At 29.5% G+C, this 19,345-nt stretch carries 20 protein-coding genes; 19 read left to right on the top strand and 1 reads right to left on the bottom strand.

Features of this window, described 5'->3' with window-relative positions; translation table 11 throughout:
* Window positions 1–176 precede the first annotated feature (176 nt).
* The 14 genes from FVE77_RS08135 (at window position 177) to FVE77_RS08075 (ending at window position 11,146) form a co-directional block, all read left to right on the top strand.
* Window positions 177–1,292 carry a DUF3829 domain-containing protein gene (locus FVE77_RS08135; RefSeq protein WP_026745999.1) on the top strand — a complete coding sequence of 372 codons (1,116 nt, stop codon included), beginning with the start codon at window positions 177–179 and terminating at the stop codon, window positions 1,290–1,292.
* A 98-nt stretch (window positions 1,293–1,390) separates the two neighbouring features.
* Window positions 1,391–2,092, top strand: coding sequence for a hypothetical protein (locus tag FVE77_RS08130; protein WP_026746000.1), 702 nt, complete (start codon window positions 1,391–1,393; stop codon window positions 2,090–2,092).
* A 40-nt stretch (window positions 2,093–2,132) separates the two neighbouring features.
* On the top strand, window positions 2,133–2,612 hold the full coding sequence (purE, locus tag FVE77_RS08125; protein WP_026746001.1) for a 5-(carboxyamino)imidazole ribonucleotide mutase: 480 nt from the start codon (window positions 2,133–2,135) through the stop codon (window positions 2,610–2,612).
* Window positions 2,613–2,631: 19 nt separating this feature from the next.
* Complete coding sequence (locus tag FVE77_RS08120; RefSeq protein ID WP_026746002.1) at window positions 2,632–3,327, top strand: hypothetical protein; 696 nt, start codon at window positions 2,632–2,634, stop codon at window positions 3,325–3,327.
* A 22-nt stretch (window positions 3,328–3,349) separates the two neighbouring features.
* Window positions 3,350–4,066, top strand: a complete 717-nt coding sequence (gene purC / locus FVE77_RS08115) for a phosphoribosylaminoimidazolesuccinocarboxamide synthase (RefSeq protein WP_026746003.1) — start codon at window positions 3,350–3,352, stop codon at window positions 4,064–4,066.
* A gap of 148 nt (window positions 4,067–4,214) precedes the next feature.
* Window positions 4,215–5,666 (top strand): amidophosphoribosyltransferase, encoded by a 1,452-nt coding sequence (gene purF / locus FVE77_RS08110; protein ID WP_026746004.1) that lies wholly within the window; start codon window positions 4,215–4,217, stop codon window positions 5,664–5,666.
* A 9-nt stretch (window positions 5,667–5,675) separates the two neighbouring features.
* Window positions 5,676–5,963 (top strand): YciI family protein, encoded by a 288-nt coding sequence (locus FVE77_RS08105; RefSeq protein WP_026746005.1) that lies wholly within the window; start codon window positions 5,676–5,678, stop codon window positions 5,961–5,963.
* A gap of 21 nt (window positions 5,964–5,984) precedes the next feature.
* A complete protein-coding gene (purM, locus tag FVE77_RS08100; protein ID WP_026746006.1) occupies window positions 5,985–6,983 on the top strand; it encodes a phosphoribosylformylglycinamidine cyclo-ligase in 999 nt (332 codons plus the stop codon).
* Window positions 6,971–7,594 (top strand): phosphoribosylglycinamide formyltransferase, encoded by a 624-nt coding sequence (gene purN, locus FVE77_RS08095; protein ID WP_036087878.1) that lies wholly within the window; start codon window positions 6,971–6,973, stop codon window positions 7,592–7,594. The genes purM and purN overlap by 13 nt, the downstream gene beginning before the upstream one ends.
* A 27-nt stretch (window positions 7,595–7,621) precedes the next feature.
* Window positions 7,622–7,774, top strand: coding sequence for a hypothetical protein (locus tag FVE77_RS12680; RefSeq protein ID WP_169718711.1), 153 nt, complete (start codon window positions 7,622–7,624; stop codon window positions 7,772–7,774).
* Window positions 7,775–8,011: 237 nt separating this feature from the next.
* Entirely contained in the window at window positions 8,012–8,800 is a 789-nt protein-coding gene (locus FVE77_RS08090; RefSeq protein ID WP_026746008.1) for a tetratricopeptide repeat protein, read from the top strand.
* Between the two features lie 94 nt (window positions 8,801–8,894).
* Window positions 8,895–9,443 (top strand): hypothetical protein, encoded by a 549-nt coding sequence (locus tag FVE77_RS08085; RefSeq protein ID WP_006803662.1) that lies wholly within the window; start codon window positions 8,895–8,897, stop codon window positions 9,441–9,443.
* Window positions 9,444–9,507: 64 nt separating this feature from the next.
* Window positions 9,508–10,524 carry a tetratricopeptide repeat protein gene (locus FVE77_RS08080; RefSeq protein WP_026746009.1) on the top strand — a complete coding sequence of 339 codons (1,017 nt, stop codon included), beginning with the start codon at window positions 9,508–9,510 and terminating at the stop codon, window positions 10,522–10,524.
* 19 nt (window positions 10,525–10,543) lie between these two features.
* Window positions 10,544–11,146: a hypothetical protein gene (locus FVE77_RS08075; protein WP_146967870.1), complete on the top strand. Its 603-nt coding sequence runs from the start codon at window positions 10,544–10,546 to the stop codon at window positions 11,144–11,146.
* Between the two features lie 81 nt (window positions 11,147–11,227).
* Here FVE77_RS08075 and malQ read toward each other — a convergent pair whose 3' ends face one another.
* Complete coding sequence (malQ, locus tag FVE77_RS08070) at window positions 11,228–12,724, bottom strand: 4-alpha-glucanotransferase (protein ID WP_269472252.1); 1,497 nt, start codon at window positions 12,722–12,724, stop codon at window positions 11,228–11,230.
* Window positions 12,725–13,040: 316 nt separating this feature from the next.
* On the opposite strand from malQ, the gene FVE77_RS08065 reads away from it, so the two are divergent.
* The 5 genes from FVE77_RS08065 (at window position 13,041) to FVE77_RS08045 (ending at window position 19,132) form a co-directional block, all read left to right on the top strand.
* Window positions 13,041–14,693, top strand: a complete 1,653-nt coding sequence (locus tag FVE77_RS08065) for an Hsp70 family protein (RefSeq protein WP_026746012.1) — start codon at window positions 13,041–13,043, stop codon at window positions 14,691–14,693.
* 61 nt (window positions 14,694–14,754) lie between these two features.
* On the top strand, window positions 14,755–16,482 hold the full coding sequence (locus FVE77_RS08060; RefSeq protein WP_026746013.1) for a hypothetical protein: 1,728 nt from the start codon (window positions 14,755–14,757) through the stop codon (window positions 16,480–16,482).
* Window positions 16,483–16,594: 112 nt separating this feature from the next.
* Window positions 16,595–17,182: a restriction endonuclease subunit S gene (locus FVE77_RS08055; RefSeq protein WP_026746014.1), complete on the top strand. Its 588-nt coding sequence runs from the start codon at window positions 16,595–16,597 to the stop codon at window positions 17,180–17,182.
* The gene (locus tag FVE77_RS08050) at window positions 17,172–18,302 is read left to right on the top strand and encodes an N-6 DNA methylase (RefSeq protein WP_026746015.1); all 1,131 of its coding nucleotides are present in this window, start codon (window positions 17,172–17,174) and stop codon (window positions 18,300–18,302) included. The genes FVE77_RS08055 and FVE77_RS08050 overlap by 11 nt, the downstream gene beginning before the upstream one ends.
* A gap of 38 nt (window positions 18,303–18,340) precedes the next feature.
* On the top strand, window positions 18,341–19,132 hold the full coding sequence (locus FVE77_RS08045; RefSeq protein ID WP_026746016.1) for an endonuclease/exonuclease/phosphatase family protein: 792 nt from the start codon (window positions 18,341–18,343) through the stop codon (window positions 19,130–19,132).
* Window positions 19,133–19,345 lie beyond the last annotated feature (213 nt).

Raw genomic sequence — 19,345 nt, 5'->3', positions numbered from 1 at the left:
AGATAGAATCTTGGATTAATATTGATTCTATCTTTGCATAGTAAAACTGTTTTAAAACAGAACTCAAAGGCTATGACTATTTACTCAAACCTTAATGTCTAATTTTTAATAGTTTAATTTTAAATGGGTTTGAGTATAACTTAAATAATTTTAATTTTTTGTAAAGGAAGTTTGGTGTGAAAAAAATAAATAAATTTATGTTTTTAGCCATTTTGCTGTCGTTAGTTTTATCAAATTGCCAAAAGAAAGAAGAAAAGTCGGAGAATGCTCAAAATAAAAAGATTGAAAATGTGAGTAATCAGGATGCTTTACGTGAAATCTCACTTGATGAAATGCTGGATTTTGAACATATACCTAAGAATTGGAAGGAAGAATTCAGAGAAATTGCTGAAAATATGCCTCGTTATGGTAACAATGTTACTAAAATAATTTTGTATTTTTATGAAAAAGATTTTTTTTATGATTACAAAAAGATATTTTTAGATGATAATAATAATTTTGTAAAACCTGATGAAAAGCAAATAAATGACTTTTTGAAAATGGCATCAGAAAAAAATTTTTCAGATTTTGACAGTGTAATTCAAGTGCTGGAAAAGGAAAATAAAAATGATAAATTGTTTGGTAAATTAACAGGAAATTGGATTGAATCATTAAAAATTTGGAAGTCGAAAGCAGATAACTTGGAAAATTATTATCAATCAGGAGATTATAAAAAGGACAATTTTGCAAAGGGAAAAACTTTAAATTCTGAATATTTAGAAAGTATTAAACAACGTAAGGAAAAATATAGGGAATTAAACAAAATATTTATTTTTAAATTAAAATATTTACTAAAAAAAACGGCTGTTTTTTATGCAGATCAGCAATATGGAAATAATACACCAATAGGTGATTTGTTTAAAGAAAGTTTATTGATTGATATATTTTATTATAAATTGTACGATTGGAATGAAATTTATAATACAGAAGAGGTATTTGAAGTTCCAGTTGAAGAAAAAGACAGGGAAAAATATTTACAGGATTTGAAAAAAATTCAATCAGAAATAAAAAAATTATCAGATACGATGGAAAACAAGGAGTATAAATTTATAAACTCCAAAACAATAATAAACAAAGAAATATATCTTTTGGCTAAAAAAGAAAATAAATCAAATTTAGAATTAATTAATCAAATAATGTCTGATATGGAAAATAAGAAATATACAGATATAAATCCAATTGGAATACTTCTTATGAAAAGAAATCAGGAAATAGAACAAGTTATAAGAAAACAACTTGCAAGAAGCAGATAGTAATTCAAATAAAAAGAAAGCTGATTTTTATATAGATAAGTAAAAATTTACATAAAAAATGGTGCAGTGAGATTAGATTTTTTATTAAAGGATAGAATATGAGAAAAATAATGTTCATAACTATGGTAATATTAATACTTGCATCTTGTCCAATAATATTTCTTTTTGTAAACTGGAAATTAGAAAAATCTAGAGATTTGGAAAAGGAGGCAAAGATTTTAAAAAATGGCATTATAAATAGTTATTCCAAAAAAACATTAGATGAATTTTGTGATACAAAGTATGAATTGACAATAAAAGATAAAAGAGATGGTAAAGAAAAAAATAAAATTTTATTTTTAAAAAAGGAAAATGGAAATTGGAACGGAAACTATACTGAAGAAATAGAAAATAAAATTAAAGAAATACCAATCTTATATAAAAACGGAAAGTTTTATAATGCTGAAAATAACAAAGTTGTAAATAATTTAAAAAATTTTAATCTCTATTTTCAAATACAATCTTTTAAACTTGATAAATTTGAAAATATAAAAATCTTGAAATCTGAAAATACTTCTGTGTTGGGATTTAAAAATGAATTTGATTTAGTTTTGCAAGCTGAATATTCAGATATTAAAAATTTTTATAGCTATTTTTCTAAAAATTTTAACGATGTTAGAAATAATAAAGAAAAAATTATATTTTATGGGAAATACATTAAAAACACAGATAGAAATATTGTAAATATTGTTATGGAAACATCAGATTTTAAAATTAATGAAAAATGTGGTTATGATATTTTAAATAGAGAATTAAAGTAATTAAAAATAAGCAAAGTAAAAATGAAGGGAGAATTAAAAAATGAAAGTAGCAATATTTTTTGGAAGTCAGTCAGATACTGAAAAAATGAGAGGTGCGGCAAATTGCCTGAAGGAATTTGGGATTGGGTACGAAGCTTATGTCTTGTCGGCTCACAGGGTTCCTGAAAAATTGGAGGAAGTTCTTGCAGATGTGGAAAAGAGAGGGGCTGAAGTGATTATCGCTGGAGCAGGGCTTGCGGCACATTTACCAGGAGTTATTGCTTCAAAGACAATTCTTCCTGTTGTAGGCGTACCTTTAAATGGAGCGATTGGAGGGCTTGATGCACTTTATTCAATTGTTCAGATGCCAAAGTCTATTCCTGTGGCAACAGTTGGAATTGATAATTCGTATAATGCGGGGATGCTGGCTGTACAGATTTTATCGGTAAAATATCCTGAAATTAAGGAAAAACTGATTAATTTCAGAAAAGAAATGAAAGCTAAGTTTATTGCGGATAATGAGAAAAAAATTGAATTGTAAAAGGGAGAAATTATAAAATATGGGAGAGTTTTATTTTAAAAATTATTTTTTAAGTGAAGAAGAGATAGAAGAAAATAAACAAAATATTAGTGGTAACACAGAAATTTGTGGTAATGACACATTAAAACCAAATTTGAAAAATAAAATTTCATTATTTGTTAATAAAACTTCAGATTATTATGATTATTATTTTAAATTATCAGAAAACAAAATAACACAAATATCTAGAAAGAGAAAGTTTCCTGATGAGGACAAGAATATGACAAAGTATAATACAGAACGTTTAAAATTATTAGGAGAAGCCATATCCAAGTATTATTCTGTAATGATAACTTATTTTCAAGAAAAGGTTTCAGAATTGGATATAGAAAAATTATATTTAAATTATTCAGCAGACGATTTTATGAAAGTAGAAAATATTTTAAAAGAAATGACATTATTTTATACAAAAATGTATTATAAATATCCGATTTCGGAAAATCGAAAATCATCTAAAGATATTGAAGAAATATTAAAAAAATATAATATAGAAGAACAAATTCAAGAACTAGAAAGAACATTAAATTTGATTAGAAATATCGCTAAGTATCAAATCAGAAAAAAAGAAGAACAAATTAAGGAAAAGGAAGAAACGAGAAGCAACTTGTGGAATATTTCTTTTGCTGTAATTGGAATTATAATAGGAGTAGTACAAATTATACAAGCATTTAAATAAATATAAATGGAGGAAATAAAAAATGGAAAAAAGAGAACAAATTTATGAAGGAAAAGCAAAATCAATTTTTTCAACAGATAAAGCGGATGAAATAATTATGTATTTTAAAGATGATGCAACAGCTTTTAATGGAGTAAAAAAGGATCAGTTGGAAGATAAGGGGATTTTGAATAATAAAATTTCTACTTTAATTTATGAATATTTGATAAAAAATGGTGTGAAAACTCACTGGATTGAAACTTTGAACGAAAGGGAACAATTATGTAAAAAAGTGGAAATTGTGCCTTTGGAAGTGATTATTAGAAATAGGGCGACTGGAAGTTTTGTGAAAAGATATGGAGCAGAAGAAGGGAAAATTTTTAAAAGACCTACATTTGAACTGTCGTATAAAAATGATGATTTAGGAGATCCGCTATTGAATGATGATCATGCTTTGGCTTTGGAATTGGTAACTGAAGATGAATTGGCTGGGATTAAGGAGCAAACTTTTTTGATAAATGACTTGCTTTCAAAATTATTTGATAAAATGAACTTGATTTTAGTGGATTACAAAATTGAGTTTGGAAGAGATAAGGATGGGAATATTTTGCTAGCTGATGAAATAAGTCCAGATTCAATGAGATTATGGGATAAAGATACGCTTAAAAAATTGGATAAGGATAGATTTAGACAGGATTTAGGAGATGTAATGGGAGCATATCGTGAAGTTTTACGTCGTTTGGAAGAAGTATTGAAATAAATTTTTTAGGAATTTTAAAGCATACATTAGCAAGAGAGTCTTGAATACTTGTTATCAGATAAATGAGAGATAATTTTTTTTATAGTAAAAATATCAATAAAATTATAAATTTAGAATAGTTTATAATAAAAATGGAGGAAAATTACAAATGATTAAGAGTTTGAATGAGGAATGCGGAGTATTTGGAGTTTATGGACATCCTAATGCGGCAAGGCTTACTTATTATGGGCTTCATAGTCTTCAGCATAGAGGGCAGGAAGCGGCAGGAATTGTGGTAAGTGATGGAAAACGTGTAAACGGACATCGTGGTCCTGGATTAGTGTCAGAAGTATTTAATGATGACAGGATATTTAACCGTCTGGAAGGGAATAGTGCCATAGGGCATGTGCGGTATGCAACTTCTGGAAGCAGCAGTGGACGTAATATTCAGCCATTTTTATTTCAATTTTTTGATGGAAGCATTGCGTTGGCACACAATGGAAATTTAATCAATGCCAAAACATTAAAAAGGGAATTAGAAGAACACGGTGCGATTTTTCATTCTTCATCTGATACGGAAGTATTGGTTCACTTGATAAGAAGAAGCAAGGAAAAGGATTTTCTGAGCCAGTTAAAAGATGCATTACGTCAAGTAAAAGGTGGATTTTCTTTCGTAATTCAAACTCAGACAGAATTGTATGGGGCAGTAGATCCATTTGAATTTCGTCCTTTAATTTTAGGAAAAGCAAAAAATGGGGCGTATATTTTGGCAAGTGAAACATGTGCATTGGAAATTGTGGGAGCGGAGTTTATTAGAAATATAAGATCTGGAGAAGTGGTTATTATTGATGAAAGTGGATATAGAATAGAAAAATACACTGAAAATACTTCAACTGCTATTGCGGCAATGGAATATGTGTATTTTGCGCGTCCTGATTCTGATATTTCTGGAGTAAATGTTCATAAGTCACGTAAAAGATGTGGAAGAAGACTGGCGCAGGAAGCTCCAGTTGAACATGCAGATATTATAATTGGAGTCCCAAATTCATCATTATCAGCGGCAAGCGGATATGCAGAAGAAATTGGAAAGCCTTATGAAATGGGCTTAATTAAAAATCAATATGTAGCACGTACTTTTATTCAGCCAACTCAGGAATTACGTGAGCAAGGTGTCAGAATGAAATTATCTGCTGTAAAAAGCGTTGTAAAAGATAAAGTTGTAGTTATGATAGATGACTCAATAGTCCGTGGGACAACTTCAAGCCGTATAGTTCAGCTGTTAAAAGAAGCGGGAGCAAAGGAAGTGCATGTCCGTATTGCATCTCCAGAATTTAAATTTCCTATTTTTTATGGAATAGATGTTTCAAAATCATCTGAATTAATTTCGGCAAATAAAACTGTTGAGGAAGTAAGAGAATATATAGGAGCAGATTCGCTTGCATTTCTTAGCATAGATGGGCTGATTGAGTCAATAGGGCTTGATTTTGACGCACCTTATACAGGGCTTTGCATGGAATGTTTTAATGGAGATTATCCAGCTGGATTGGGCGATTATGAGGAAGAATTTTATGCTTCGTTGACACCGGTTCAAAAAGAGGCTTTAGAGGAATTAAAGAAGTAAGGTGAAAAAATGTATATTGTAAGTTTGAATTATATAAAAGAAGTAAGTGAAGTTGAAAAACATTTAGAAGATCACATAAAATTTTTGGAAAAATATTATGAAATGGGAAAATTCATTTGTTCAGGAAGAAAAAATCCTAGAACAGGCGGTGTAATTTTGTTAAATGCAGAAAGTTTATCAGAAGTAGAAAAGATAATTTTAGAAGATCCATTTAATATAAATGAAATTGCAGAATATGAAATTACGGAATTTTTTCCTACAAAATATAACAAAAATTTTAAAATATTTGTAGAATAAAAGATATAATAGGAGGAAAAAATGTCAATTTCTTATAAAGATTCGGGAGTAGATAAAGAAGAAGGGTATAAAAGTGTAGAAAAAATAAAAAATGGTGCCAAAAGCACATATAATGCCAATGTTATGAATGATTTGGGAAGTTTCGGAGCTTTATACAAACTTGGAGATTATAAAAAGCCTGTGCTGGTTTCTGGAACTGATGGAGTTGGGACAAAATTAAAAGTTGCATTTGAAACAAGGATTTACAACACAGTAGGAATAGACTGCGTAGCAATGTGTATAAATGATATTTTATGTCACGGAGCAAAGCCGTTATTTTTCCTAGATTACTTAGCTTGCGGGAAATTAGATTCAAATGTATCGGCTGAAATTGTAAGCGGAGTTGTGGAAGGATGCTTGCAGTCAGAAGCTGCCTTGATTGGTGGAGAAACGGCTGAAATGCCAGGATTCTATACTCCGGGTGAATACGATATTGCAGGATTTGCAGTAGGGGCAGTAGAAGAGGACCAAATTGTGAATGGTTCAGATGTTAAGGAAAACGATGTTTTAATTGCAATTCCATCAAGTGGAGCACACAGTAACGGTTTTTCATTAATCAGAAAATTATTTACTGACTTTACTGAAGTTTACAGTGGAAAAACAATTGGGGAACATTTATTGACTCCAACAAAAATTTATGTAAAACCAGTTCAGGCTGTAATGAAGGAAGTAAAAATCAACGGAATGGCCCACATCACGGGTGGAGGGCTAATCGAAAACGTACCAAGAACAATACCTGATGGACTTTGTGCAAATATACAAAAATCAAAAATTCAAATTCATGAGTTATTTAAGCACAACGCATTTTCAAGAGTAAGCGAAGACGAAATGTGGGGAACGTTTAATATGGGTATAGGATTTGTATTGATTGTAGACGCAAAAGATAAGGAAAAAGTGATTGAAATTTTAGAAAAAAATGGTGAAAATGCTTATGAAATTGGACATATTGGAAAAGGTGATGAAAAAATATGTCTAAAATAATTGAAAATCTAAAAGATAAGTCAGAGAATAAAAAAACACGAATAGCAGTATTTATATCAGGTTCAGGCTCTAATTTACAGTCAATAATCGACAATATCGAAAATGGCAACTTAAACTGTGAAATTTCCTATGTAATTGCCGACAGGGAATGCTTTGGACTGGAAAGAGCTGAAAAACATGGGATAAAAAGCATAATGCTTGATAAAAAGTTATTTGGAAAAAATTTATCAGATGAAATAAACGCTATTTTGGAAAATGATACAGAAAGAACAGATTACATCGTACTTGCAGGCTATCTATCAATTTTATCAGAAAGTTTTATAAACAAATGGAATCGTAAAATTATAAATATTCATCCTTCACTTCTCCCAAAATACGGTGGAAAAGGAATGTACGGAATAAAAGTCCACGAAGCCGTAATCGCAAACAAGGAAAAAGAAAGCGGCTGCACCATCCATTTTGTAGACAATGGAATAGACACAGGAGAAATTATAACAAATGTGAAAGTGCCTGTTTATGAGAATGATACGCCTGAAATTTTGCAAAAGAGAGTGCTGGAAAAAGAGCATATTTTGCTAATAGAGGGGATTAAAAAGTTATTAGGACAATAATTTTAAAAGTAAAGGAATGATTTAAATATGGATACAGATTATACTATTTTAGTTATATTAACATATATCATGATAATTATTGGAGGAGTAGCTGGAATAGGATTAATAGTAGCTTTTTTTAGAAAATTAGAAAAAATTGAAAGCAAAGATAAATTAGAAGAAGAAAAATTAGATGATTGATTTTAGAAAGATTTGGAGGTAAACTATAATATGGAAGAAATATTAGTAATTGTTGCTATGATTGTGGGAGGATTAAGTGGATTTTTACTGGTAAAGTTTATTCAGAAAAAATTAAAGGATAAAAATAAGAATAATTAGAAGGCATGAAAGTAAAAATAGATACATGGCAATATTCTAGATAAGTTAAATATTACTGTAATTCGGAGAAATAGAGGAAAAAACTGAAAGGAGATGAAAATGAAACCTACATTTTTAATTTTGATGCTGTTAATTTTTAGTTTTTCGATAAGTTATGGAGCAAATGGCAATGAGGAATTTGAAAAGGGAAATAATTATATTAATCAAAAAAAATACAATGAAGCTGAAAAATATTTTTTGGTAGCATTGAAAAAAGGGAATCCAAACGCTTATAATGCTCTAGGTTATTTATATTCTGTTCAAGGTAAATTTCAAAAAGCGGAATATTATCTTTTGAAAGATTTAGAAAATACCAAAGATGAAAAATTAAAAGAAAGAATGAAAATAAATTTGGCATATATTTATATAAAACAAAATAAAGAAAAAGAGGCAGAAAAAATATTAAGAACTATTAAAAATAATGATATAACAATTTTTAAAATGTTAGCCAATTTTTATTATGACAATCAAAATTATGAAAAAGCAGAAGAATTTTTTAAAAAAGCATTAGCAAAAGGAGATAACGTCTCAATAAATAATATTGTAGTAATTTCGATTAAACGTAGAAATGTAACTGATGAAATTAAAAACTTAATAAAAAAAGAATATGAAAATGGTAATATTTATGCTTATGGATATTATGGAACAGAAAAAATAAAGGATGGAAGTCTTGAAGAAGGAGAAAGAATTTGTAAATTAGGCATACAAAAAGGTGATCCTAGTTCGTATTTGTGTATGAGTGTATTTTATGAGCAAAAAGGCAACAAAACTAAATCGAAAGAATTATTTGAGAAATATAAGCTAGAAATGAGTAAATTAGAAGATAAATTAGAAAAAAATAAAAAGTAGATTTTCATTAATAAAGCAGTTAGTATTCGTAATAAGATTCTATTTCAATTTAGAATACAAACAAGACAATAAAAATTTAAGAACGGAGTGGAAAATGAAAAAAATAATACTATCATTATTCTTAATATTAGGAATTTTATCTTTTTCAAAAGAGAAAAAAGTTTATATGCCAAAAGTGGTTATAACTGTAATGGATGATAATTTCAAAAATCCTATTGCAAGAACTGTAGAGCAAAGCGGAGTGTTAACAAAAGCTCTATCATTAGGAGACATGGTTACTTTTAGATATAAAAGTGATGAGAAGAAATTTGCAGAAAAGTTGATAGAAGAAATTTGGAGAATGAACAAATCTCTTCCAAATAAATTAACTTTTTTGATAGAACAAAACGAAGAAAATACTATGGTTCAGATTTTACAACTGTTAAAAAAATATAGATATAGAGGTAATGTTGAAGTAATTGAACTGTCATATCAAAAGAATGCTAAAATTTTGGAACAGACAAGTAAAAATGGCTGGGAATATAATCAATATTCTGATTTAAAAGATTTGGCAGGAGAAGTGGAAATTGGAGGCGTAAAATACAATAAAAATGAATATGTCGCAACACTTTTTATGCAAAAATATGATAATGTAAAAAGGTAAATTTTTTTGATTAAAGATAATATTGAAAAATATGAATTTATACAAAAACTGAGAGGAGATGAAAATGAAACATAAATTTTTAATTTTGATGCTGTTAATTTTTAGTTTTTCAATAAGTTACGGAGCAAATGGAAATGAGGAATTTTTGAAGGCGAATGAATATTATGAGAAAAATGATTATTCTAATGCAGAAAAGATGTTTTTGGAGTCAATAAAAAAGGGAAATGTAAGAGCGAACTATAATTTGGCAACTTTATATTTGAATAAAAAAGAGTATGATAAAGCTGAAAGATATTTTTTAGATGCATTAAAGAAAACTAGTGGGGATCCTGAACTGAAAAAATCTACATTATTTAATTTATCTAGGTTGTATCAGATAACAAATCAGAATGATAAAGCAGAGAAATATTTGAAAATGTCTTCAAAAAGTACAAATGATGTAAGTGCTGAAATAGAACTTGGAACGACATATTTTTATCAAAAAAAATATGATTTGGCAGAAAAAGCATATGTAAGTGCTTTAAATAAGATAAAAGATAAAAAAGAGTTAAGTGATAATGTTAAGCTAAATTTAGCAGCAGTATATCGAGAACAGAAGAAATATAAAGAAGCTGAAAATACATTATTAAGTATGAACGATAAAAATTCAAAAAATTCTATAAGAGCATTTGGAATTTTATATTGGAAACAAAATAATAAAAGAAAAGCAGTAGAATATTTCAAAAAAGCTTTGGATAACGGAGATAAAGAAATGTTATCAAATGTGGTTAAGTTATATGGTGAATTAGATGAAGATGATAAAATTGAAGAAGTACTAAGAAATCAGTATAATAAACAAAATAAATATGCTTATGGACTTTATGGACTTTTTATATTAGAAAATAATGGAAAAGGTGCCGAAAAAATGTGTAAAACAGGTATTCAAAAAGAGGATCCGTTTTCTTTCATGTGTATGGAAGAAATTTATAAATTACAAGGAAAAAATAATGAAGCACAGAAAATGTCTTTAGAGTATCAAAAAAGAATTGCAAAATTCCTTGAAGAACAATCGAAGATTGTTATAACAAGAGATCAATTTTAAAAAATATGAAAGGCAAAAAATGAAACAAATAATAATTATATTATCATTAATCATTACTTTGTTATCATATTCAGCATACACAGGATTTGGCTACATCACTGAACCAAAGTTCACAAGTCCAGATAAATGGAGCGATTTTAAGACAATGCATAAAGTTACAGATGATATTAGTCTTTTGATGAGTTACGAAGAATTTAAAAAAGTAGTTCCACAAAAAGAATATTATCGTGATAATGATGGAGTAGATGATACGGTATTTTACTATGAAAAAGTAAAAGATCCATTTGGAAATTATGCAAGAGCTAGTTTTTATTTTGGGAAAAATATGCTTATGTCTTCAATTTTTGAATATGATACAACTGTAAAAGAACATAAAAAAATGGATGCCGAAATTAGAAAACTTTATTCTAAAAGAAAAGGTTACACGAAACTTCAAAATGCATACGCTTCAGCAACATTTTTGTACACTTCTGAAACTTTGATGTATATAAAATTTGTTCCAGATAATGATAATTATAGCAGTAATACTGGAAAAACAGTAATCACCATTCAAGAAACGAGTGCGTTAAATATTGCAAAATATTTGCATGAGATACAGATGTTAAATAGGATAGGAGATTAAAAAAATAGAGAGTTTTTTGAATAATATTTTCAAACTTCTCTCTATTTTTCTTTAATTTTTCAAATTAAAAAATTTTATAAATTATCTTGAATAAACTTTTGTTAATTTAGCAATTCTTTCTGCTAATTCATCACTTAATACACCGTCTTTTAATCTCCATTGCCAGTTTCCGCTAGCAACTCCAGGAGTATTGATTCTAGCTTCGCTTCCTAATCCTAAGAAATCTTGAATTGGAGCGATTGCCATGTTTGCAACAGAACTCCATGCACCTCTTATTGCATCCCAATGGATGTTATCGTCAGTTTGTGAGTTTAAATAATCTCTTGCAAATTGTTTATCTTTTTCTTTTGCTTTTGTAAACCATCCGATTAATGTGTCATTATCGTGAGTTCCAGTATAAACTACACAGTTTTTTGTATAAGTATGAGGCAAGTAGTCATTTTCTTCTTCTGAATCAAATGCAAAACCTAAGATTTTCATTCCTGGGAATCCAGTTGCATCTCTTAAATCAATAACACCTTGTGTCATTAATCCTAAATCTTCTGCAATAATTGGTAATTCTCCCAATTCTTCTTTTATTTTGTTAAATAAGTCAATTCCGGGTCCTTTTACCCATTGTCCGTTTATTGCAGTATCGTCTCCATAAGGAACTGCCCAGTATGCTTCAAACCCTCTGAAGTGATCAATTCTTATGATGTCGCACGTAGAAAGGTTGGCTCTAACTCTGTCTACCCACCATTTGTAGTTTAACTCTTTTAATTTGTCCCAGTCGTATAGAGGATTTCCCCAAAGCTGTCCTGTGGCACTGAAATAATCAGGCGGAACACCAGCTACTTTAACAGGTTTTAGTTCAGGGTCGAATAGGAAAATTTCTGGATTTGCCCATGCGTCTGAGCTGTCTACTGCAACGAAAATTGGAATATCTCCGATTATTTTGATTCCATTGTCGTTAGCGTATTTTTTCAAGTTGTCCCATTGAGTAAAGAACAGGCATTGAATAAAGTTGTTGTACTCAATGTCGTCAGCTAATTCTTCTCTGTATTTACTAACTGCAGCTTCTTCCCTAACTTTAATGTCATGCGGCCATTCAGTCCAAGGAAGTCCGTTGAAGTGATTTTTTAAAGAGATAAACAGGCTGTAATCATTTAGCCAATCATTGTTTTCAGCTTTGAAGGCATCTAATTTTCCTTTTAAATAATCATTTCCATTAGCCTTAAAGTTGTCATAAGCTTTTCTTAACAAAGGATATTTTTGATTATAAATAGCGCCATAATCAATATATTCTCCATTTCCTCCAAAATCAACATCTCTCAAATCTTCCTCAGTCAATAAATTTTGCTCGATTAACAAGTCAAAATCAATTAAATATGGGTTTCCAGCGAATGTTGAAAAGCATTGATAAGGCGAATCCCCATACCCAGTTGGCCCAAGCGGGAAAATTTGCCATAATTTTTGATTTGCTTTTTTCAGGAAATCTACAAATTTGTATGCTTCTTTTCCTAAACTTCCAATTCCGTATTTTCCAGGAAGTGAAGTAGGATGTAACAAAATTCCAGAACTTCTCTCAAACATTTCTATATCCTCCTTAAAATTTATTAATAAAATTAGTTTTGATTTCTCATACTAAATATACTATATTTTATTTGAATTGTCAACATATACGTAAATGTAAAATTGTTGAAAATTAAAATTAATCTTAACTGGTTTCATATTAAGGTTCCGAGGATATCTTATAAAAAAATTAATGAAATTTAATAATGAATGTGGTATAATACAGATAGTTATTGATTAAAATTTTAATTAATACATTAAAATATATTTAAAACTTATAAAAAATATAAAAATCAGATAATTCTAAGACTTGCAAAAATAAGAATCGAAGGGAGAATTGAAAATGTCAAAATATGTTTTTGGAATTGATTTGGGAACGACTTATTCCTGTATAGCTCGTGTGGATGATACAGCAAGGGCTGAAGTAATTAAAAATAATGATGGAGATAATATAACACCGTCTGTGGTTGAATTTGACGGAGATAATGTGATTGTAGGATCAGATGCAAAATCTGAGGCAGTTTTAAATCCTGAAAATACAGTAATGCTTGTAAAAACGCTTATGGGAAAGACAGATTTTGCAATTAATTATAATGGGGAAGACAAGACTCCTGAAGAAATATCGGCTTTTATTTTAAGAAAATTGACACAAGATGCTTCAGAACAGCTTGGAGTGGAAGTTAAGGATGTTGTAATAACTTGTCCAGCCTACTTTGGGACAGCGGAGCGAACAGCAACTAAAAATGCAGGTAAAATCGCAGGACTTAACGTACTGGAAATCATAAGCGAGCCAACAGCGGCGGCACTGTACTATGGATGCGCAAAGGAACAGAATGAAAAGACGATTCTGGTTTATGATTTAGGAGGCGGGACTTTTGACGTTACGATTATGCGTATCAGTTCTGATAAAATTCAGGTTATCTGTTCAGACGGGGATCATGATTTAGGTGGAAAAAACTGGGATGAAGTATTGATAGAATATCTTGCTGACCAATTTGTCAAGAAAATAGGTTATGATATTGAGTTTGATGAATATGCAAAACAGGATTTACGATTGAAGGCAGAAAAGATAAAAAAACAGCTAACTTCACGAAGTCAGGCTGGAGATTTGCTGGAGGTTATGGGAAGCAGGGAAAAAGTCTCTATAACTAGAGATGAATTTGAAGAGATAACTTCTACATTGCTAAATGAAACTTTGAAAAAAACGAAAGAAGTAATTGATGTAGCAAAAAGAAAAGGATATGAAAAAATAGATGAAATACTTCTTGTTGGTGGCTCTACAAGAATGCCGCAGATAAAAAGGGCATTGACAGAAAACTTTGGAGGAATAGAAATAAAAATCCTTGAGCCGGATGAAGCCGTTGCGAAGGGAGCGGCAATTCATGCTGCAAATGTTTATGTGAATAACCAGAAGAGCCTTGCAGGGCAGGATTTTGAATCTGACAAGGAAGTAACAGTAATGGTTAATGGAGATGAAAAGGAATTGAGAGCAAAGGATTACAAGGAAGATTTGACATTCTCTCCTGAAATGATGGGAATAGGTGGAAATACAAGAGAAATTGTCATTGCAACAACAAAGAGCTTTGCAGTAAAAGTTGAAAATAAAGATGGAGTTAAGAGCTGTTTTAACATGATTATAAAAAATGAGCCTATGCCAAGTGGAATTTTGGAAGTTTCGGGTAATTTTACGACGCTTAATGACAATCAGGAGACAGTAGATATAGAAATTTATGAAAATGACTATATGGATAAGTATTTTGACGTAGATGAGGACTTGAAAATAGGCAATGCGATATTGGAACTGCCTGAAAACCTTCCAGCAGGAGCTTTAGTGGAAATCACTCTGAAATTGAATAAAGAAGGGATTTTGGAAATAAGAGGAAGGGACAAAGCTGGAAATAAGGAAGTAAATGTAAAATTAGAAACAAAAAGTATAATATCTAAGGAAAAATTAGAAAGATTGACAAGTAAATCGCAAGGAATTGCGGTGCTGTAAGTATATAATCCTAATTGTGCTGGATAAAAAATCTTGATGTAAAGGAGGAGAAATAATAAAAATGGCAGAAGAGAGTCGAATAATAAATAACTGGTACATAATTCTTGGGCTTGAGTATTATCCAGTTCCTGAAAAAGACGAAAAGAAAATAGAAGCGCGAATAGAAGCAAAAAAACGGTATTGGCTGGCAAAGGAAAGCGACCCTTTTGATGGGAAAAAATACAGAAAATACAGCAATCTCGCAAAAACTGGCATTATAAGGCAGGAAATGCTAAATGAAGCTAGAAGAGAAGAACTAATAAAAGATGCCCAGAAAAAACTGTTTGATCCGATAGACAATTTTTTGAAATATATAAAAAATGCAGAAATTAAAGAAGAAATTGTAAAGGAAATTGCCAAAAGAACACATCGGCAAGAAAATCTGGTAAGAGAAAGAATAAAAATTAGTGGAAGAAAAATTTTACCTAGTGAATATAATCAAAAATTATACAGGAATTTTTATGAAAATATTAACAAAAATCAGGATGAATTTTTTGAATTTTCAGTATTTGAAAAACATCTGGAAATTTTAGGCAAAGAGAATTTATATCAATTTTTAGTTTCTGAAGGACTAGACATAAAAACGCTGACTCAGGAACAAATTGACGAAAAAAGAAAACATCTGATTAAGTTTGACAATGAAACTTCTGCCAAGAAAAAACTATATAGCGCATGTGAAATAATATTAAAAAATAAAGAAAAATTAAGAAGATACAATGGATATTTAAAATATCTCCAATATTTAAAAGCATTGAAAATACTCGAAAGAGCCGAACAAATCCACAACTTGACAGATGATAAAATTCCTTCTGAGGAATTTATTGACGAAATACAGAAGATTGTGGAAAACAAGGAAGAAGCAAAAAGTATTTTTATAGGATTTTGCAAGGAGAATAAAATACCGTATACTGTCTCTAAAAAATCAAGCGGAATGAAAGAATACAGGCAAAATGATGGCAGCTCAAGACAGAAAACAGCAAAAGAAAATAGATATGCTGAAAAATCTGAAAATCTGTGCATTGAAGCATTGAGAGCGATAAAGGCATTTAAATTTGAAGAAGCTCAAAAATACTTAAATGATGCAAAGTTATACTGGCCTGAAAATGATTCTATTGAAGTTCTTGAGGAAAAATTGCAGGAAACAAGGAAGACATGGATTGAAAATAAAAAGAAAGAAAAAGAATTTCTGAAAAAAAGAAAATCATTTCATCTGATGAAACCAAAAAAAGCGAAGGGATCAAATCAGAATATAATTATTTTTATACTCATAGCAACAATGTTTTGCATAATAGTTTATTTAATTATGTCAAACAACGAAACATCTCAAAATGCAGAACAGAATGATGAAAATATAGTTCTGGATGCGAAAGAGGAGAAGATGGTTTCCCTTGACAAGGATACCAGCTTTTATGTTACTGATAATAATTTGTACTACAGTGCTAAAAAAGATGAGTATTTAGAGAAGACAGGAATAAGGGGAAGCACTGCTTCAGGGGATTACGACTTTTTAGTTATAGAGAAATTTCCTAAAAAAAGATACAATATTCTCTTGAAAAATGGGGTTAAAGACAGAATATTCAAATTTAAATGCAATGCCAAGATAAAGGCTTCAGGAACAACTTTATTTGTTGAGAATCCTGAAGATGTAATGATTTACAAGGATAAGAAACAGATGGAAGAAGATACACAGCTTAAAAGTAATGGTGGCTGCTTTACTGAATTTAGAAATGATATTGAAAATAAAAATTAGTGGGTAAAATTAAGATTAAAATTAAGATATTTTATATATAAAAAAAGATTTATTATATAGTATTCCACATTTTTTTATGGTATAATATTTACAAGGGAAGGGAAGTGAAAATATGAAATTAGGAGATAATGTAGATATAATAGCACCATTAAATGTAAAAACAGCCGATTCGGAAACAGGTTATCTTTTGTTAAATCCGACGCTTGTAAATAATGGGAAGATAGAGAGCTTTGAAAATGCGGAAGTTCCTGAAAGATATAAAAATGGGAAAAATAAAATAAATGAAAAATACTTTGTAAGAAAGAACGACGTGCTGTTTCAGGCAAAAGGGAGTAAAATAGAAGTCGTATATGTTGACAAGGAATACGAAAATGTACTTCCTGCAACGCTTTACTTCATTTTACGGGCAAACGACAGAATAAATCCCAAGTATTTGCAATGGCTTTTAAAGACAGAGCTGCTGCTGCTTTATTTTGAAAAGAAATACAAGACCATGAGCGCTGTCAGAGCTGTAAATAAAACTGATATTGTTGAACTTGACATAGACTTGCCTGATAGGGAAGAACAGGACAGAATGGTTGAAATAATAACAAGTTTTGAAAATGAGGAAGAAAATACGATAGAGTATCTGAAAATTAAGAAAAAATATATCGAAGAAAAAATTCTAGCGAAAAATAAGGTGATAATAAATGAAGAATAAATTCTTTGAACTTATAACAGATGAGTTGGAAAATAATAAAAATCAGAAAAAATTACAGATTTTGAAAATGTCTCTACTTTTATATGTTATCTGTGCAAGTAAGGTTGTTTATGAAGAACTGGAAGATTTAAGAGACGACAGCTATTTATTTTTGGAATATTTAAATAATCTGGGATTTAAGTATAATTTGAACGGCACATATTTGGAAAATATGAAAAATTTATCAAATAGAATAGCAATATTCAGCCAGACATACAGTTTTATAGAAGAACATCCGGACAAGCAAGGGTTTATCGAAAGCCTACCGGAACTGGAAATGGAGCTGAAACTGAATATTTTAAGAGGGAAATATGCAAAAATTGCACAAAATTATTTAGACAATGTAATTAATCTGCCAATTACACGTGATGAAAGCGTTAATCAATTATCACTGGAATTTTTAGATATAAGAAATAATGAAATATTGTATAGCGTTGATTTTTTTGAAGGGAATAATTTTTATCGTGAAAAAATAGAAACGGATGAAAAAAATGCAATTATAGAGATTTTATACTCATTAAAAAATTCAAAATCTAATAAAGATTCTGCAGTGATGCTAACCAAAAACTCGGATACCAGCAAGTTGCTGTATAGTTTTTTAAGCAACAGTAAAAAAGGAATAGTAGAAAAGGATGCCTTTTATCTGTTAAAAAACGAGGAAATGAAGAATTTTATAAAATCTGATAAAATAGAATATGTAGTTTCTATACCCTTTAACAATACACTAAAAAATCAGGTAATAATATTTAATGAAAAAAAAGAGAATAAAAACAATATATTATTTGTTCAGTCGCAGCACTTTTTTGAAAAAGGAAGTGAAAAAATAAAGCCTGAAAATTATAAGGAATTAGTTGAAATAATTCAGAAAAAGCAGGAAATAAACGGTATTTCAAAATTAGTTTCCAATGAAACAATATTAAGAAGAAAATGCAATCTGGATATTCTGGGGTATGTTTTCAAAACTAAGGAAAAAGTTGATTTGGAAGAATTAAAGCAAAATAGGGATAATGTTTTTGAATTAATGACAGTAAATAGGAAAAAATGCGATGATTTAGTAAATAGTTATCTGGAAGAGGAATAAATTTAATAATAAAATTTAGATAGAAAGGTTGTAATTTTATGAAATTATTGACAATAAATGTACATGCATGGTTAGAAGAAAATCAAATGGAAAAAATTGATATTCTTGCAAAAGATATAGCTGAAAAGCAGTATGATGTAATAGCAATGCAGGAAGTAAACCAGCTTATGAACAATCCTGTAATTTTTGACGATATAAGACAGGAAAACTATGGATGGGTTCTTCTGGAAAAATTACAGGAATATACAGACACTGATTATTATTACCACTGGAGCAACTCGCATATTGGATTTAGCAAATATAATGAAGGCGTGGCAGTAATAACGAGACATAAAATCAAGGCTGAAGATGAATTTTACTGTACTTTTGCACAGTCGGTAAGAACAATATCGGCAAGAAGAATAGTTAGTATTACTATTGATTATAAAGGACAGGATGTTGAATTTTACAGTTGTCACATGAATTTACCAAATTGTGAAACTGAAGATATGGGAGAAAATTTAAGAAATATTTTGAACAGATCTAAAACTGATAATTTGAAAATATTAATGGGTGACTTTAATACAGATGCCAATGGGAATCCTGAAGATTATCAAAATATTTTAAATCAAGGCTTATTTGATACATATACACTTGCTGAAAAAAAAGACAGTGGTGTGACAGTGGATAAAGGAATACATGGATGGGCTCAAGATAAGTCGAAAAAGAGAATAGACTACATATTCTGTACTAAGGAAATCAAAGTAAAAGAAAGCAAAGTTATCTTTAACGGAAAAAATAAAGGTGTAGTATCAGATCACTTTGGTGTAGAAGTCGAAATAGAAATTTAAATTTAAATGAAAAAATAATGATTTTAAAATAAATTTATAATTCTAAATATATGTATAAAACCAGTAATAATCGTTGTTTTTTAATACAGCGATTATTTTTTTATAAAAAAATCTGAAAAAAGATATACGTAAATGTATTGACAATTTAAAAAAGTGTGGTATATTTAAAATAAGGAAAAAATAAATCAAATATATAAAAATTTTTAGGAGGTA

The sequence above is a fragment of the Leptotrichia hofstadii genome, from assembly GCF_007990525.1.
Lineage (GTDB): Bacteria > Fusobacteriota > Fusobacteriia > Fusobacteriales > Leptotrichiaceae > Leptotrichia > Leptotrichia hofstadii.
This window is presented reverse-complemented; position numbering and strand designations above follow the sequence as displayed.

Excerpts from the sequence above, each read along its gene's own strand:
- FVE77_RS08130 (WP_026746000.1), top strand. The coding sequence starts at position 1,391 with ATGAGAAAAATAATGTTCATAACTATGGTAATATTAATACTTGCATCT.
- purE (WP_026746001.1), top strand. The coding sequence starts at position 2,133 with ATGAAAGTAGCAATATTTTTTGGAAGTCAGTCAGATACTGAAAAAATG.
- FVE77_RS08120 (WP_026746002.1), top strand. The coding sequence starts at position 2,632 with ATGGGAGAGTTTTATTTTAAAAATTATTTTTTAAGTGAAGAAGAGATA.
- purC (WP_026746003.1), top strand. The coding sequence starts at position 3,350 with ATGGAAAAAAGAGAACAAATTTATGAAGGAAAAGCAAAATCAATTTTT.
- purF (WP_026746004.1), top strand. The coding sequence starts at position 4,215 with ATGATTAAGAGTTTGAATGAGGAATGCGGAGTATTTGGAGTTTATGGA.
- FVE77_RS08105 (WP_026746005.1), top strand. The coding sequence starts at position 5,676 with ATGTATATTGTAAGTTTGAATTATATAAAAGAAGTAAGTGAAGTTGAA.
- purM (WP_026746006.1), top strand. The coding sequence starts at position 5,985 with ATGTCAATTTCTTATAAAGATTCGGGAGTAGATAAAGAAGAAGGGTAT.
- purN (WP_036087878.1), top strand. The coding sequence starts at position 6,971 with ATGTCTAAAATAATTGAAAATCTAAAAGATAAGTCAGAGAATAAAAAA.
- FVE77_RS12680 (WP_169718711.1), top strand. The coding sequence starts at position 7,622 with ATGGATACAGATTATACTATTTTAGTTATATTAACATATATCATGATA.
- FVE77_RS08090 (WP_026746008.1), top strand. The coding sequence starts at position 8,012 with ATGAAACCTACATTTTTAATTTTGATGCTGTTAATTTTTAGTTTTTCG.
- FVE77_RS08085 (WP_006803662.1), top strand. The coding sequence starts at position 8,895 with ATGAAAAAAATAATACTATCATTATTCTTAATATTAGGAATTTTATCT.
- FVE77_RS08080 (WP_026746009.1), top strand. The coding sequence starts at position 9,508 with ATGAAACATAAATTTTTAATTTTGATGCTGTTAATTTTTAGTTTTTCA.
- FVE77_RS08075 (WP_146967870.1), top strand. The coding sequence starts at position 10,544 with ATGAAACAAATAATAATTATATTATCATTAATCATTACTTTGTTATCA.
- FVE77_RS08065 (WP_026746012.1), top strand. The coding sequence starts at position 13,041 with ATGTCAAAATATGTTTTTGGAATTGATTTGGGAACGACTTATTCCTGT.
- FVE77_RS08060 (WP_026746013.1), top strand. The coding sequence starts at position 14,755 with ATGGCAGAAGAGAGTCGAATAATAAATAACTGGTACATAATTCTTGGG.
- FVE77_RS08055 (WP_026746014.1), top strand. The coding sequence starts at position 16,595 with ATGAAATTAGGAGATAATGTAGATATAATAGCACCATTAAATGTAAAA.
- FVE77_RS08050 (WP_026746015.1), top strand. The coding sequence starts at position 17,172 with ATGAAGAATAAATTCTTTGAACTTATAACAGATGAGTTGGAAAATAAT.
- FVE77_RS08045 (WP_026746016.1), top strand. The coding sequence starts at position 18,341 with ATGAAATTATTGACAATAAATGTACATGCATGGTTAGAAGAAAATCAA.